This window comes from Chryseobacterium sp. T20 (assembly GCF_047345655.1).
Classification (GTDB): domain Bacteria; phylum Bacteroidota; class Bacteroidia; order Flavobacteriales; family Weeksellaceae; genus Chryseobacterium.
In genome coordinates this window covers 150,890-164,918 of the sequence record NZ_JBLFDU010000008.1, presented here as the reverse complement: position 1 = coordinate 164,918, position 14,029 = coordinate 150,890, and the positions used below count along the sequence as shown (strand labels likewise).

Below are 14,029 nucleotides of genomic sequence, written 5' to 3'. Positions count from 1 at the left end.
ATTGCGAGCAAAGCGAAGCAATCTCAAAGTCTGATGATATCTTTATTTTCCTTTGATTGATTACTTTGGGAAATTATAAGAAAGCCACGTCATAAAGCCAATCACGCTTACCAGTGATATCAGTGAACCATAGAAAAGACCAAAACCAAGATTTTTAAGTGATGATATTTTTTCTGACCTTGAAAAGTAAATAAGAGTACCCAACAGAAGACAAGCAATGAAGATTCCGATGATAAGTTCAAAGCTGTCCAGCAGCTGTAATGATACAATTATAATAAACTGTATCACAATGGTGAGGATAAGGAAAATGTATTTCATGAAATTTTATGGATTAATTATGCAAATGATATCTGATAGGATTTCTGTTTTATCATTCAAATAGTTTATATTTCTCTGCATAATCTTCTTTTGCCTTAAAATGTCCTGATTTTTTATCATAGAGAAAAATATACTCCACAGGAATTTTTTGAAAAGGATGATCAACAGAATAATCGACTTGTTTACCATCTATTGTAGTAGCATCGTACCAGTCACCTTGAGGAGTACGGCCCTGGATGAATACAAGTTTTCCCGTGAAAGCAATATCGTTAAAACCATCATTATTGTAGTCTTTAATCTTTAATTGCAGCTCATGTGGTTCATAAATTTTGTTGTCTTCATGAGCGTCATATGTTCTGACGTTACCTCCGTAAATATTTTCCAAAGAGTCTGCTGTTACCTTGTAAATTTCATGGCCTCCGTTTCCGTGGCCTGTGACCGTGGTTGCCAGTAAGTGCGGATTTTGTTTGGGGAAAATAGAAACAAATTCATACCGTTCTGCGGATAAGATTTTAACAAGCTTCCCTTCTTGTGTTAATAAGAGTTGATTTTTCCAGGGATATCCAGAATTTGGTCCCGTTTTCCAGTCGTATTCAATAAAGTAGTATTCCTGATCTGAACCATTGATTTTTACCTTTTTGAATACTGTTATTTTTTCACCTTTTTGCTGAACAGGACTTTCATGAACATGCAGATCAAAAGCTTGCTGAAGGTTTTGAATAAACTTCGAAGAGTCTTTAATTGCAGGGTAATTCGCAAGATATTCAAGGGGAATAGACATGGTAAGGTTTGGATTCTCTTTGTCCGTCTGTTGAATATTTTCTTTTTTGTGAGTACAATTCAAAATGAACAAAGGTAAAAATGCTGACAGGAATGTTTTTTTCATTGGGGTTATTAGTTACGAAAGGAAACTTCTGTGAAATTTATTATATTTTAATGAAATGCCAATCATTTAATTAAAATTTTTAAACAAAATCACCTCCCAAAAATTGAGAGGTGTCTTAGTATTTAAATTCCAGCTGTTATCTTCTTTTAAAGCTATAAGCAAGCAAAATAGCTACGCCCATAGTAACGCAGGTTATAATTGAAATAGTTTCAATGGAAATTCCACTTTTCATCTGTGTGTTTTCTTTTTCACATGAAAAAAAGAATAATAATGTCATGAATAGACATACCGATAGTAATTTTTTATCCATAAATGTATTTGTTTGGTTATAAAATATTTACAGCAAAAAGTATACCGGATTTGTAGACTTTAAAAATGTAGTGTTTCAGGGATTTTAATTACTTTTAGTTACCAACAAATAAATAGGAGAGTGGGATTATGAAAGGTAATTCAGCTTATGGACAATTTCTTCAATTAAACCTTGACTTCCAAAATAAGAGAATAAATGATTGATCAAAAGTCCGAAAACAGGAAGTGATTTTCCAAAGAAACCTTCAAAATAAATCATTGTAATAATAAGAAATACAAAGGCAACCAGATGCAATTTCCATAATTTTACTTTATAAGTCAGCACCTTGGTGTTTTGATCATAAGTAAATTTTCCATCATCTATTAAAGATAAGTAATCATTATTGCTTCTTGCTCTGGGAAAGCCTTCGTTGAAATAAACAAATCCAGGTCCGTAAAGAATATTTTGAACCTTTTTCTCTCTTAACAGATCACGTACTGTATAGATGACCTCATCAGAGGTTTTATCTTTTATGATTTCTCTCTCAAAAGTATAAGTAAATGGAAACATATAATTTAAAGCTTAGTTACTTGTTTTTCCTTCATTCCAATAATAGTTGTCCGGATAGATTCTTGTTCCAAAAACAGCAGTGCCTACCCGTACAATGGTTGCGCCTTCTTCAATGGCGGTCTCCAGATCTCCGCTCATTCCCATAGAAAGCTCTTTCATTTCTACATTGGGAATATTTTCGGTGATGATGTCTTGTTGAAGTTTTTTCAGGATTTTAAAACATGCTCTTACTTTCTCGGTTTCAGCACTGAATAAACCGATTGTCATCAGTCCTTTTATTTTTAAGGTAGAGTAGTTGGAGATCTTTCGGGTAAGTTCAATGGCTTCATTGGGGTCAACACCAAATTTACTCTCTTCATTGGACGTATTCACCTGAATTAAAACATCCATCGTTCTGTTTTCAGCTAAAAGCTTTTGATGAAGTTTCTCGGCAAGTTCCAGACGATCCAGAGACTGAATGCAGGTAACACCATATTTCAGAATATCTTTGATTTTATTGGTCTGAAGATGGCCTATAAAATGATTTTCATGGGGAATATCCTTTAGCTCCTCATATTTCTCCTTCAGTTCCTGGACTTTATTTTCAGCAATTAACGTCTGTCCATTTTCCAAAGCAATTTTGATGCGCTCTGCAGAAACCGTTTTTGTTGCCAGTAATAATCTGACTTCATTCCTGTTTCTTCCGGATTGCTCACAGGCCTTTTTTATCCGATCATTGATCAAAGTGAGATTGTGGACGGTATCTTCTTTCATGATGAGATGGTTTCTTTGGCTTCCAGTTTTTTAATTAAAGCAGCTTTAACAGCTGTTAAGGCATAATCTTTAGCTTCAGCAAAGGAAATGGAATACTTTCTTTCAATAGTTCTCATATCTTCCGGAAACTGAGCTAATAACTGATCGTAGAATGTATTCAGAATCTCAGTAGAAGGCATTTCATAATTAATTTTTAATTGGAAACGTCTTAAAATGGCAGTATCAATAATCTCAGGATGATTGGTAGCACAGATTAAAAGAGCATTCTCAGGGTAATAGTCAATCAACTGAATCAAAGTATTAACCAATCTTCTCATTTCGCCTACATCTTTGTCATCGCTGCCTCTCGCTTTCCCGATCTGATCCAGTTCATCAAGAAATAATACCGATCTTTCTCTGGCAGCTTTATCAAAAATCATTTTAATGTTTTGTGACGTTTCTCCGATACGGGATGAGACAATATTACTAAGATTTAAAATAATAATATTTTTTCCAAGGGCATTGGCAATTGCTTTTGCCGTCATTGTCTTTCCACATCCGGAGCTTCCTTCAAGCAAAATTTTATGGTTAACCGGCAAGCCGTACTCCTGGAGTTCTTTAACGTAAGCATGCTCTTTAATAAGCTGTACAAGCTGTTCTCTGTTGTTGGTATTGAGAAATACTTCGTTAAGGTTTACCTGTTCTTTATCTTGAATAATGAGGTTGTACAGATTCATGATGATTAATGATTATTGAATAAACAAAGATAAAGCTTTATTGAATGTCAAAAAGAATCCTGAATCAGAATAAATGTCTGGTCCAACGTAAAGTGAATGATAAGTTATAAATTATAAATTATGAATTATGAGTGATGTATGGGGGTACATCTTTAAAACAAAAAATATTCCTAAACATCTGTGAAAATCTGCGAAATCTGTGGGAAATAAATAATGATGTTTTTACAAAACGCTTCCAATAAAAAAAGAAAAGCCAGACTTGCGACTGGCTTTTCTCACTTGGATATTAAAATTTGTTATGAAACTAAGATCTTTCAGCTTATGTTTTTGGGCCCTTTTACCCGATGGTAAAAGAGCAATCCGATTTCTCAGACTAAAAACATAAAACAATATAATTAGTATAGATATTCTATAGGCTTGTTTTATTTTGATATTAGTTTCTTTCTCTTCTTACTGTTGCGAAATATGAAGTGATTACCACTAAACCTGTTACGATACCGATATAAGTTACCATTTTGTATTATTTTTAATTATTTGACTTTTTTTTATCAATCTTTCAATTGCAATATTACTACTTTCAAATCATGTGCCAAAGTAAAACACTATGATGTATATCAGTGTATTACGTTGGTTGTGGTTCATGTATTAGTGAATTTTTGTTTACATTAAATTAATGTATTATTTGAAAATTATTAATACTTTTATTATTCTATCTGTAAAATTATGTGAATGTGTTAATCGTTTATTGACTTCTATATTGGAGTTGATAAAACAAATAATAAATAATGCGTAGCATAATATTATTGTAAATTGTAATTTTTGAACTTTAATTTTTCACTTTAAATAGATTTTTATGTTAATAAAATTTATTTTTAGCGCTGATTTTTATGCTGGAATTTTTGTCAGCTGTCACATTTCATGTCATAGAGAAATAGCAATTGGTGTCAAAATGGAAAATAAAGTTGTCTGCTGACCAATTTATTTCAATTCAGTAAAACCCCTACAATGAGAATGATTGGTTTTGAAAATGAAGTACTTAATGGTATTGGGGCTTCTGTGAAAATTATTGAAGCTTTGAAAGAGCTGACCTTTCAGGGATACTATAAACATTTCTTGTCCGGGGAATAGAGAGGGATGAGAGAATTCTCTTTTTGAATTCCCCGGAGGCTTTTACTACTTTTGTAGAAAGAATGAATTTATGGGACGCAGTTATATTTTTCTTGCTCTGGCAATTGTATTTGAGATTATTGCCACGACTTTTCTGAAAAAGTCTGAGGAATTTTCTAAGCTATGGCCATCGGTAGTGACAGTTATTGGTTATGCCTGTGCATTTTATTTTCTGAGTCTTACTCTTCGTCATATTCCTGTAGGAATTACCTACGCCATCTGGTCCGGAGTAGGTATTATTTTTATAACGATGATCGGGGTGATAGCATTCAAGCAGGTTCCTGACCTGCCTGCGATTATTGGGATTGCCCTGATTGTAATTGGAGTGATTATTATTAATGTGTTCTCAAAAATGGGGACTCATTAAAAAATAATCTCCTGCTGCTTTTGCTTCTGTTTCCAGTGCTGAGATCTTGTTTTGTATAAAAAGAACTTTCCCAGTTTATATTTGAACTTTAAATATCCTCGGAACTCAATGCCATTAAATAATGTAAAAGGAATGGTCGGATTTTCCTTTAATGATTCCCTTATTCCTTTACTGAATACAGTAGGACCTGTAGTAGCATGGATATTATGCGGATAGCGGTGAGTGTCTATATTATCAATCATCAATTCTAATGTCTTCTTTAGAAAAGGATGATTTTTATTGAAAATAAGGGCCCATTGAACATACAGATTTTCGTGTCTTTCTACACTGATTACAGCTTCATCATCTTCCTGAATAAGTTTTTCAAACGGTTTGATAGTGCTGCTGTCTATATCCAGGTATATTCCCCCTTTTTTATATAAAATAGCATACCTGAAGAAATCTGCTTTTGCCGCTCCAATAGTCAGTTTACGATAACTTTTAATATATTCGGGAGGAAATTCTTCGGAGATAAACTTCTCTATATCCTGGTCATCATAGAAAAAATAGCGGTATTCCGGATTTTTCCTTTTCATATTCCAGATGTGATACCTTGTAATCAAAGGAAGTTTTTTAGTTATAAAAGTCTGAAATATTTGTTTGGGTACTGCCATTTTCTTTTTTTAAAGTATATTCTTATATAAAAACCGGAATCATTTTTTCATCAGCAATGTGTAGCAGTAATAAGATTTTTCCTGAAATAGAGAGATATCTATCTTTGAAATAGCTTATGCTTAGCTGGAGTTTTGATTCTATTTTAGACGAATGGTTAAATAGTGTGGAGAAAAATTTTAATTTTTTTTTAATCTTTCGATGGTGGAAGTTCAGGAATAAGGCCTGATATTGTAAAATTGGATGGTATTTTGAATTTATTTTACCCTCGGTCTTTCAAAAGGATTGTACGAAATTCCAATATTGAAATATAACGAAGGTTTATAAGTTGCTTTCCATATATAATCATTAAAAGAATCCTGCTTATTAAATGCTCTCGAATTGATATTGGCTCTGATTCCTGTTTTGAAAGTACCTATGAAATTTCCACCAAGATTATGCTCGTAAATAGCTCCTGAATTGATGGCAACCTGCCGGAATTCATAAGTGTTATCATTATGGTAAGTATAAAATGAGGTGTTATCCATTTCCGTTCCCAGAGAAATTCTGCCGCTGGAAAAAATATCTTTTCTGACCAGTACTTTTTTCGGAAGAAGGACGTCCAGTACCCATCCGTTATTGAATCTGTTCTCATAGGTGAAAACAGGGAGCACGGGAATTTGGGAACTAGGGTCAATAATACCTGCCAGCCCGATACTCATTTTTGTTTTTGGAGTTACCTTTAAAATCAATGAAGCGGTTACCAATCCTCTGATCCGTTCAAAATGCTGGTCACTTCCATCTGTAGAAATGCTGGCGGAATATACTGCGGTCTTTTTAAATAACGTTGAAAAGTAGCTTAGATTAATAGCTTCCGAATGATAATGAAAATTTTCCTCACTCTGAGTTCCGGGGATGACAGGGTTTTCATTCATGATAGAAGTATAGCGATAACTCAATGCAGTGCTCAAAAGCCAGCTTCTGTTTTTGATAAAATAAATATTGGCATCCGCCTTCATTTGCTGAAAACTTTTGATCTTATTATCCGGCAGATCCTGGCCTTGAAGCTGTGAAGAAAAAGAAGATGGAGTTACCAGAGTATATTCAATATTGAAGTTTCGTGACTGTGGGATTTTATCTGCAAAGAAAGCACGGACCTTCAAAGGAATACTGTCCTTTTTCTGAGCATAAATAATGTTTTTAAAAGGAAGTATTGCCAGGGGGACAAGTACTCTTCTCAATGTTTTCATGGGTAGTTTATTTTAAGGGCTGAATAATAGATTGGAAAAAACTGAAGGTAAAAATTCTCTCATAGAAGATATCCAGACTGTTTTCAATAATAGCATCCGTATAGCACGCAGTATCCTGAACAAAGGTTTCCTCTACAAAAACAAACCAGAGTTCTGACAATCCGTATCTTCTTCTAAACTCTTCAGAGGCATTGCTGTCAGGCACAGGAGAATGTTTAAGGTCACAAAACAGAATTCCTTTTTTCTCTCCTTCATGTTCTACAATATTAATAGAATGGTGCAGATAGCTGAGAATTTTCATTTCCGAATCGAAACATTCTACAAAATGATGCAGATCAATGAGCTGTATTACTTTTTCTTCCTGTTGAGATTCTGTCATAAAAAAGCATTCTAGTGATATTTCCTGAGTGAGCTCGTGAAAAACTGTTAATTCCATATGTGTCATTTTACGGTACAAAGGAATAGAGAAAAGAAGTGTGTAAATTTGTTTTTATACAAAATGGCAGGTATTTTATACAAAATCCCCGAGTATGATAATTGGTATAATAAAATACAGGTTTTGTATAATAAAATAGTTGTAATTTACGTTATTGACTATTTTTGTTAATCATAAAATGAGCCTATCGTATGAAATACAGTCCGTGGAAATTTGAAGAAACCTTTGTAATGGATTTTTTGGTGGAAGCGAAGTACGGACTCCGAAGACATTTGCTATTTCTGATCTTCTTTTTCATTTTGATCTACAGTGCAAGATTCTGGCATTGGTATTCAGGGATGTATCAGTATTATGTTTTATTTTTTGTGTATACGATTCTGATCACCATGGTCTACATTAATATATATGTATTGGTTCCCAGATTTTTCTTTAAAACAAAATATGTCACTTATCTGGCATTGCTTGTTCTGATGGGAGTTGTAGGACTCAATTTTATTGGATATGGCTTTAAAATGTTCTTTGAAGAATTCAGAGTGAAAAATATTCTTAGAGAAAATGAGAAAGGGGGAATTTATGAAGGGGTTCTGATGTGCATACCGATTATTATGACAACAACTACCATCAAGCTTCTGCAGAAATGGATCAGTGATAATAAAAGGATCAATGAACTGAGCAACCTTACCCTGAATATGGAACTGAATGAATTGAGAAACCAGATCAATCCACATTTTCTGTTTAATATGCTGAATAATGTAAAAGCACTCATCAGAACAGATCCGACAAAAGCTTCGGTGGTGATTGTAAAACTTTCAGAGTTTCTCAGATACCAGCTCTATGAAAACAGTGAAGAGAAAACGCTACTGACTTCAGAGATTGATTTTCTGTCCAATTTTTTAAACCTTGAAAAAATAAGACGTGACAATTTCACTTTTGATATTCAGGTGAATCTTGACAAAAGAATTGTTAACAGCACTTTTATCCCTCCCAATCTGTTTACCACTTTTGTGGAAAATGCGGTGAAGCACAGTGTAGATCTCAGTGGAGGAGAATCTTATGTAGAAATAGAAATCAATATTGAGAATAAACAGCTTTATTTCAGGTGTATTAATTCAAGAAGTACCGGATATACCGTTTCAGATAAAAAAAACAGTGGGCTTGGACTTGCCAATATCACCAGAAGACTGGAGCTTCTTTACGGTGATACCTTTGATCTGAAGATAGAATCCGATGATAAAGAATATGTTGTAAATTTAAAAATTCCCGTGTGATGAATTGTATTATTGTTGATGATGAACCTCTGGCAAGGTCTGAAATGAGATCTCTGATTGCTGAAATTTCCAGTATGGATGTCCTGGGCGAATTTTCCAATGCTCCTTCTGCTCTCGACTTTCTTAAGGATAATGAAGTAGATCTTATTTTCCTCGATATAGAAATGCCCATGGTAACAGGTCTCGAATTTGCAGAAATGCTTCCGAAAAAATCCCTGATTATCTTTACCACCGCTTATTCTCAATATGCATTGAAAAGCTATGAACTGGAAGCAGTAGACTATCTTTTGAAACCTATTGATCCCCAAAGACTGGAAAAAGCAATTGATAAAGCGGTACTTTATACTGAGCTTTTGTCTAAAGATACCGTAAAAAACACCGTAGAATCTAATACGGCAGACTTTTTATTCATCAAAGCAGAACGAAGGTTCTATAAAATAAGTTTTTCCGATATTAAATTTATAGAAGGGCTCAAAGACTATGTCGTTATTCATACAAAGCAGCAAAAGCTCATCACGGCAATGAATTTAAAAACCATTCATCAGAAGATTTCCGGGCAAACTTTTATCAGAGTAAGCAAATCCTACGTGGTGAATATGAATTTTATAGATTCATTCGACAATCATAATATATACATTGAAGACTCCGAAATTCCTCTTGGAGAAGTATACAGAGCCGAGTTCTTTACAAAATTTGCCGGAGGACTTCTTAACTCAGACTGATTTATGAGTAATGGGTAATGAGCAATAAGTAATAATAAATATCACTCAAGTGATCAAAAAATCTGTGAAAATCTGTGTAATCAGTGGGAGAAAATACAATATTATGATTCAATAGAAACGGGCTTTAGCCCGTTTAAATAAATCAAATCTTTCAACGGCTTTAGCCCAAACTTAAAAATTACACCAATTTTTGTCCCACAAAACGAATCACAGAACCCGTCCCGTTGTGAAATAATCCCTCATTCAGTTCTATTTCCGTTTCTTCTAATTCAATAATGTTATAATCCGGAAAATCGGCTTTGATTTCTTCAATAGAGAATAAAGATTCGATATCCTTTGGACCGCCTACCTTTTCGTTTTTTGCAATATATTCAAGATGGTTTTTACTGAAAGCTTCGAAAATAATACAACCACCTTTACGCAGATATTGATTCAGCATCTGATGAATAGAAGATTTGATAGCACCTGGAAAATGAGCATAAATAAGAGCAATAGCATCGAACTGCTCTTTCTGATAATTTAAAGTAGAAAGTTCTCCCACTTGATAATCAATAGTAGTTTGTTGTTGCTCAGCCAACTGCAACGCTTTGCTTCTTCCATTGGCACTGATATCGAAAGCAGAAACCTGCCATCCTTGTGTGGCTGCAAAAACCGCATTTCGACCTTCACCTTCTGCGGGGAAAAGTATTTTGCCGGGAGTTAATCGGATTAATTTTTCTCTTAGATAATTGTTAGGTTCTGTTCCATACGCAAATTCTTCGCTGCTGTACCTTTCGTCCCATCTGTTGAGCCATGTGTTGTCTGTCATAGTTATAATTTAAAATTTGAAAGAAGAATTATAGGGATTCTTCAATTGTATTAGTTGTATCAAATGTAAAATATTTATTCAAGCTTTCCGATCCCTAAAAAACGTTTACTATAATAGATTTTTTGAATGGAAGATCTCTCTAATAAAAATCTAAATACTATTCCGTACAATTAAAATTTGGAGTAATTTTGAAAAATGATGAATTTAAACCAGATTTTCACCAATCAACGTACAGGAAACAATCCACAGACCAAAGCTTCACGAACTGATTTTCAAAGGGATTTCGATAGAATTATCTTCTCTTCTGCCTTCAGAAGACTGCAGAATAAAACGCAGGTTTTTCCTCTTCCCGGAAGTGTTTTTGTACACAACAGACTTACACATTCTCTAGAGGTTTCATCCGTAGGAAGAAGTTTAGGAAGTATTATCGGTGAATTTATTGCTGAAGATTTTAAAAATGAACTGACTGAAGATTCAAAGAATTTCTATCTCTATAATTTAGGAAATGTCATTGCAGCAGCGTGTTTGTGCCATGATGTAGGAAATCCTGCATTCGGACATTCCGGAGAAGATGCTATTGCCAGCTATTTTGAAAGGAATGAAAAAGATCTGAAATCAAAATTCAATGAAAAGGAGTGGGCAGATCTGGTTAATTTTGAAGGAAACGCCAATGCCATCAGAGTGCTGGCACAGCAGCAGCAAGGAAAAGATGCTGGTGGTATTCAGCTGACATTTTCCACACTGGCAAGTATTGCAAAATATCCTTGTGAAGCAGTTGCAAAGAAAAAAGGAATCATTCACAGAAAGAAATTCGGGTTTTTCCAGAATGAAAAAGATATATTCCTGGAAATTGCCAAAGGAACCCAGCTTATTTCTGAAAGTGAGGAACCTCATATTTTCAAAAGACATCCTTTTGTATGGCTGGTAGAAGCGGCTGACGATATCTGTTACAACATCATTGATATGGAAGATGCCCACCGATTGGGAATTGTTTCCACAGCAGACTGTAAAAACCTGTTTTTTGAGCTGGTAAAATCAGAAACAGATGATGTTCAGAGAATTGAGACAAAGTTAAGTTCTATCTCTAATGAAAATGAACAGATTTCTTATTTAAGAGCAAAAGTAATCAATGCCTTAATCAACAAATCGATTGAGATGTATAAGCATAACTTTGAAACAATTCTTGAAGGAAATCTGAGTAATGGCTTACTTGATATTTATAAAAAAGAAAATAAAGCACTGCAGGATATTGAGAGTTTCTCGGTAGAAAAAATTTACAATCATAAAGCCGTTGTTGAAATTGAAAATGCCGGGTATAACGTAATGTATGAATTGCTGGATCATTTTATTCCTTCCATCCTAAAGCCTGATGGGCAAAGAAAATCTTATGATGTAAAAGCTTTGAAATTAATTCCAAAGCAATTCATTTATAATGACGGAACCGATTATCAAAAAGTTCTTGGAGTCATTGATTTCGTTTCCGGAATGACTGATAATTACGCTACCGATTTGTATAGAAAAATTAAAGGAATAGACATCGGAATGACGGTATAAATTCTATTTATTGTAATAATTCAGAAGCCTCTTCTATTAATGATTTCATTAAAGTGGAGGCTTTTTTATGCTTTAAAAGCGGGGCAATCTGACCAGACCAGAAGAATACCAGATCATTCTTTTGCTGTTCCAAAGCAGCTTTTCTCAATGCTCCCATAAAATGAGTCTGCAAAGGAAAAGGAAGGGTTTTGTCCGTTGCAGCCAATAGATCTCTTGTGATTTTTGTTGTAATTCCACGTCCTAATCTTCCGGTATACGCTCTGGAAAGCGTAGTGGATTTAGCAGCGTCGGAAAACAAAAACTCTTTGTGTATCGGTAAAGCTCCGGATTCTTCAGTCGCCAGAAATGCTGTTCCGATTTGTACGGCATCAGCTCCCAGTTTGAAAGCTCCCGCAATTCCACGGCCGTTGGCAATTCCTCCTGCAGCTACCACAGGAATTTTTACCCGATCTTTAATTAATTGAATCAAAGCAAAAGTTCCCGTTGTAGAAAGTTCTGCCTGATCCAGAAACGAAGGTCTGTGCCCGCCGCTTTCAAAACCGGAAGCAACTATAACATCCACTCCTGTTTTTTCCAAAGCAATTGCTTCATCAAGCGTTGTTGCATTTCCCAACACAACGGTTCCCTGACGGTGAAGATCTTCGATGAGGTTTTCGCTAAGCAGTCCAAACATAAAGCTGAAAACTTTAGGCTTTATATCAAAAATGACATCCAGCTGATTTTGAAATCTTGATTCAAAAGAGAGTGGTGGTGAAGGAATATCCGTTTGCAAAAGATCAAAATAAGGTTGGAAAGTCTCAACCGCCTTTTGATATTGCTCTTTTATATGTTCTTCGTTAATGATATCGTGATCGCTTACCCAGAGATTAAGATTGTAAGGTTTGTCCGTTTTGGATTGTATCGCTTTGTGAACATCATAGATTTCCTGCGGTGATAACGTATACGCTCCAAAACCTCCCAATCCGCCAAGATTACTCACTGTTGTTGTCAATTCAACAGTAGAAAGACCTCCGCCAAAAGGCCCTTGCAGGATAGGATATTCAATTCCTAATAATTCCGTAATTCTATTTTTATTCCACATGATTGTACTGGTTTTTATTAAAAATCTGAATTAAGGTTGTACGTTGGTCAATGTCTTGTTGACGATCAGCCATTTCCCATCGATATAATTGAAAGTTATGAAATTATAATAATTAAAATCATACATCCTTACATTTAATTTTGCAACAGCAATTGAATGAATGATATCGATTGAAATAATTACAGCTTTAAATTCCTTTCCGGATTTTTCCGGGCTTACACGACTTCCAACGCCTTCAATATATTGTTCTGCTGTTTTGAAATACGGAACTCCGTTAACGTCTCCGAAAAGTAGAGCGTCTTTATAAAAAGCTTTGGTAAGAAGTTCCGTATTTCCTTCATAAATCCCTTTGAAATAATAATTCTCTATGACATTTCTTATTTCAGTTTCTGCGGTCTGATTGGTTTTCATATCCTTTAGATTTTGTGCAAGGCCGCTCAACGGAAAGCTGAGCAGCCATGCTATAATTAATGATAGTTTCATGATAAATGATGCCCGGCACCCATTCCTCCGTCAACATTGATGATGGCTCCGGAAATTAATTTGTTCTTGGCAATTGCATGAATCATCTGAGCAACTTCTTCAGGTTCTCCGATGCGTTTGATCAAATGGATTCCTGCATTATTGTCAAGATCTGCACCGTGCATTGGAGTTCTGATCAATCCCGGAGCAACGGTATTGACTCTGATATTCTCTTTTCCAAACTCTGCAGCCAGTTGTAAAGTCAGTGCGTGAATAGCTCCTTTACTCGAAATAGGTGCAGTAGAAGGAGATTCTGCAATCGCATGATATACCAATGGCGTTCCCACATTGATCACCACACCGTCTTTTTGTTTGATCATCTGAGGAATGACAGCCTGCGTAGTGAAGAATGTTCCTTTTAAATTGGTCGTTAAAAAACGGTCCAGATAGTCTTCTGTAACGTCCAGAAATGGTTTGTTTTCATAGATTCCTGCATTATTGATAAGAACATCAACAGATCCGAATCTTTCTAAAGCTGTTTTTAACAGTGCTTCTCCAGTTGTTTTGTCTGAAACATTTCCTGCAACCATCGCCAGATTTTCTCCTGCTCCCAATTCATGGAAAACTTCCTCTAATTTGGATGCGGTTTGTGAATTAATGATGACATTATCGCCTCTGTCTAAGAAATAACGGGCTGTTTCCAATCCTATTCCTGAAGAAGCTCCTGTTATAATTACGGTTTGTTTTTTCAT

At 34.9% G+C, this 14,029-nt stretch carries 17 protein-coding genes; 5 read left to right on the top strand and 12 right to left on the bottom strand.

Annotated features, from left to right (window positions below; genetic code table 11):
• Nucleotides 1-60: 60 nt before the first annotated feature.
• The 5 genes from ACMA47_RS17750 to ACMA47_RS17730 all read right to left on the bottom strand — a co-directional run bounded on the left by ACMA47_RS17750 (nt 61) and on the right by ACMA47_RS17730 (nt 3,532).
• Complete coding sequence (locus ACMA47_RS17750; protein ID WP_413930863.1) at nt 61-318, bottom strand: hypothetical protein; 258 nt, start codon at nt 316-318, stop codon at nt 61-63.
• Nucleotides 319-370: 52 nt separating this feature from the next.
• Complete coding sequence (locus ACMA47_RS17745; RefSeq protein WP_413930862.1) at nt 371-1,204, bottom strand: hypothetical protein; 834 nt, start codon at nt 1,202-1,204, stop codon at nt 371-373.
• A gap of 436 nt (nt 1,205-1,640) precedes the next feature.
• Nucleotides 1,641-2,063, bottom strand: a complete 423-nt coding sequence (locus ACMA47_RS17740) for a hypothetical protein (RefSeq protein ID WP_413930861.1) — start codon at nt 2,061-2,063, stop codon at nt 1,641-1,643.
• A gap of 12 nt (nt 2,064-2,075) precedes the next feature.
• Nucleotides 2,076-2,816, bottom strand: coding sequence for a YggS family pyridoxal phosphate-dependent enzyme (locus ACMA47_RS17735; protein WP_413930860.1), 741 nt, complete (start codon nt 2,814-2,816; stop codon nt 2,076-2,078).
• On the bottom strand, nt 2,813-3,532 hold the full coding sequence (locus tag ACMA47_RS17730; RefSeq protein ID WP_413930859.1) for an AAA family ATPase: 720 nt from the start codon (nt 3,530-3,532) through the stop codon (nt 2,813-2,815). The genes ACMA47_RS17735 and ACMA47_RS17730 overlap by 4 nt, the downstream gene beginning before the upstream one ends.
• 1,005 nt (nt 3,533-4,537) lie before the next feature.
• Here ACMA47_RS17730 and ACMA47_RS17725 point away from each other — a divergent pair.
• Both ACMA47_RS17725 and ACMA47_RS17720 read left to right on the top strand, forming a co-directional pair.
• Nucleotides 4,538-4,660 (top strand): hypothetical protein, encoded by a 123-nt coding sequence (locus ACMA47_RS17725; RefSeq protein WP_413930858.1) that lies wholly within the window; start codon nt 4,538-4,540, stop codon nt 4,658-4,660.
• 70 nt (nt 4,661-4,730) lie between these two features.
• A complete protein-coding gene (locus ACMA47_RS17720) occupies nt 4,731-5,066 on the top strand; it encodes a DMT family transporter (RefSeq protein WP_034697067.1) in 336 nt (111 codons plus the stop codon).
• Here the strand turns inward: ACMA47_RS17720 and ACMA47_RS17715 are convergent.
• The 3 genes from ACMA47_RS17715 to ACMA47_RS17705 all read right to left on the bottom strand — a co-directional run bounded on the left by ACMA47_RS17715 (nt 5,063) and on the right by ACMA47_RS17705 (nt 7,382).
• Complete coding sequence (locus ACMA47_RS17715) at nt 5,063-5,719, bottom strand: glycosyltransferase family 32 protein (protein WP_413930857.1); 657 nt, start codon at nt 5,717-5,719, stop codon at nt 5,063-5,065. The genes ACMA47_RS17720 and ACMA47_RS17715 overlap by 4 nt on opposite strands.
• 255 nt (nt 5,720-5,974) lie before the next feature.
• Complete coding sequence (locus ACMA47_RS17710) at nt 5,975-6,946, bottom strand: hypothetical protein (RefSeq protein ID WP_413930856.1); 972 nt, start codon at nt 6,944-6,946, stop codon at nt 5,975-5,977.
• Nucleotides 6,947-6,953: 7 nt separating this feature from the next.
• Nucleotides 6,954-7,382: a hypothetical protein gene (locus ACMA47_RS17705; protein WP_413930855.1), complete on the bottom strand. Its 429-nt coding sequence runs from the start codon at nt 7,380-7,382 to the stop codon at nt 6,954-6,956.
• A 191-nt stretch (nt 7,383-7,573) separates the two neighbouring features.
• On the opposite strand from ACMA47_RS17705, the gene ACMA47_RS17700 reads away from it, so the two are divergent.
• Together ACMA47_RS17700 and ACMA47_RS17695 are read left to right on the top strand one after the other, a co-directional pair.
• The gene (locus ACMA47_RS17700; protein WP_413930854.1) at nt 7,574-8,650 is read left to right on the top strand and encodes a sensor histidine kinase; all 1,077 of its coding nucleotides are present in this window, start codon (nt 7,574-7,576) and stop codon (nt 8,648-8,650) included.
• A complete protein-coding gene (locus ACMA47_RS17695) occupies nt 8,650-9,372 on the top strand; it encodes a LytR/AlgR family response regulator transcription factor (RefSeq protein ID WP_413930853.1) in 723 nt (240 codons plus the stop codon). Before ACMA47_RS17700 ends, ACMA47_RS17695 begins: the two co-directional genes overlap by 1 nt.
• Before the next feature lie 178 nt (nt 9,373-9,550).
• Here ACMA47_RS17695 and ACMA47_RS17690 read toward each other — a convergent pair whose 3' ends face one another.
• Nucleotides 9,551-10,180 carry a class I SAM-dependent methyltransferase gene (locus ACMA47_RS17690; RefSeq protein WP_413930852.1) on the bottom strand — a complete coding sequence of 210 codons (630 nt, stop codon included), beginning with the start codon at nt 10,178-10,180 and terminating at the stop codon, nt 9,551-9,553.
• 198 nt (nt 10,181-10,378) lie between these two features.
• On the opposite strand from ACMA47_RS17690, the gene ACMA47_RS17685 reads away from it, so the two are divergent.
• The gene (locus ACMA47_RS17685) at nt 10,379-11,734 is read left to right on the top strand and encodes a deoxyguanosinetriphosphate triphosphohydrolase (RefSeq protein WP_413930926.1); all 1,356 of its coding nucleotides are present in this window, start codon (nt 10,379-10,381) and stop codon (nt 11,732-11,734) included.
• Nucleotides 11,735-11,741: 7 nt separating this feature from the next.
• Here the strand turns inward: ACMA47_RS17685 and ACMA47_RS17680 are convergent, their stop codons facing one another.
• From ACMA47_RS17680 to ACMA47_RS17670, 3 genes are read right to left on the bottom strand one after another with little or no spacing between them, the layout of a single operon-like run.
• A complete protein-coding gene (locus ACMA47_RS17680; RefSeq protein ID WP_413930851.1) occupies nt 11,742-12,815 on the bottom strand; it encodes an NAD(P)H-dependent flavin oxidoreductase in 1,074 nt (357 codons plus the stop codon).
• A 30-nt stretch (nt 12,816-12,845) separates the two neighbouring features.
• A complete protein-coding gene (locus tag ACMA47_RS17675) occupies nt 12,846-13,298 on the bottom strand; it encodes a nuclear transport factor 2 family protein (RefSeq protein ID WP_413930850.1) in 453 nt (150 codons plus the stop codon).
• Entirely contained in the window at nt 13,295-14,029 is a 735-nt protein-coding gene (locus ACMA47_RS17670) for an SDR family NAD(P)-dependent oxidoreductase (RefSeq protein WP_413930849.1), read from the bottom strand. The genes ACMA47_RS17675 and ACMA47_RS17670 overlap by 4 nt, the downstream gene beginning before the upstream one ends.

Bases quoted from the DNA above. Each gene is read 5' to 3' on its own strand.
- ACMA47_RS17750 (WP_413930863.1), bottom strand. From the start codon at position 318: ATGAAATACATTTTCCTTATCCTCACCATTGTGATACAGTTTATTATA.
- ACMA47_RS17745 (WP_413930862.1), bottom strand. From the start codon at position 1,204: ATGAAAAAAACATTCCTGTCAGCATTTTTACCTTTGTTCATTTTGAAT.
- ACMA47_RS17740 (WP_413930861.1), bottom strand. From the start codon at position 2,063: ATGTTTCCATTTACTTATACTTTTGAGAGAGAAATCATAAAAGATAAA.
- ACMA47_RS17735 (WP_413930860.1), bottom strand. From the start codon at position 2,816: ATGAAAGAAGATACCGTCCACAATCTCACTTTGATCAATGATCGGATA.
- ACMA47_RS17730 (WP_413930859.1), bottom strand. From the start codon at position 3,532: ATGAATCTGTACAACCTCATTATTCAAGATAAAGAACAGGTAAACCTT.
- ACMA47_RS17725 (WP_413930858.1), top strand. From the start codon at position 4,538: ATGAGAATGATTGGTTTTGAAAATGAAGTACTTAATGGTATTGGGGCT.
- ACMA47_RS17720 (WP_034697067.1), top strand. From the start codon at position 4,731: ATGGGACGCAGTTATATTTTTCTTGCTCTGGCAATTGTATTTGAGATT.
- ACMA47_RS17715 (WP_413930857.1), bottom strand. From the start codon at position 5,719: ATGGCAGTACCCAAACAAATATTTCAGACTTTTATAACTAAAAAACTT.
- ACMA47_RS17710 (WP_413930856.1), bottom strand. From the start codon at position 6,946: ATGAAAACATTGAGAAGAGTACTTGTCCCCCTGGCAATACTTCCTTTT.
- ACMA47_RS17705 (WP_413930855.1), bottom strand. From the start codon at position 7,382: ATGGAATTAACAGTTTTTCACGAGCTCACTCAGGAAATATCACTAGAA.
- ACMA47_RS17700 (WP_413930854.1), top strand. From the start codon at position 7,574: ATGAAATACAGTCCGTGGAAATTTGAAGAAACCTTTGTAATGGATTTT.
- ACMA47_RS17695 (WP_413930853.1), top strand. From the start codon at position 8,650: ATGAATTGTATTATTGTTGATGATGAACCTCTGGCAAGGTCTGAAATG.
- ACMA47_RS17690 (WP_413930852.1), bottom strand. From the start codon at position 10,180: ATGACAGACAACACATGGCTCAACAGATGGGACGAAAGGTACAGCAGC.
- ACMA47_RS17685 (WP_413930926.1), top strand. From the start codon at position 10,379: ATGAATTTAAACCAGATTTTCACCAATCAACGTACAGGAAACAATCCA.
- ACMA47_RS17680 (WP_413930851.1), bottom strand. From the start codon at position 12,815: ATGTGGAATAAAAATAGAATTACGGAATTATTAGGAATTGAATATCCT.
- ACMA47_RS17675 (WP_413930850.1), bottom strand. From the start codon at position 13,298: ATGAAACTATCATTAATTATAGCATGGCTGCTCAGCTTTCCGTTGAGC.
- ACMA47_RS17670 (WP_413930849.1), bottom strand. From the start codon at position 14,029: ATGAAAAAACAAACCGTAATTATAACAGGAGCTTCTTCAGGAATAGGA.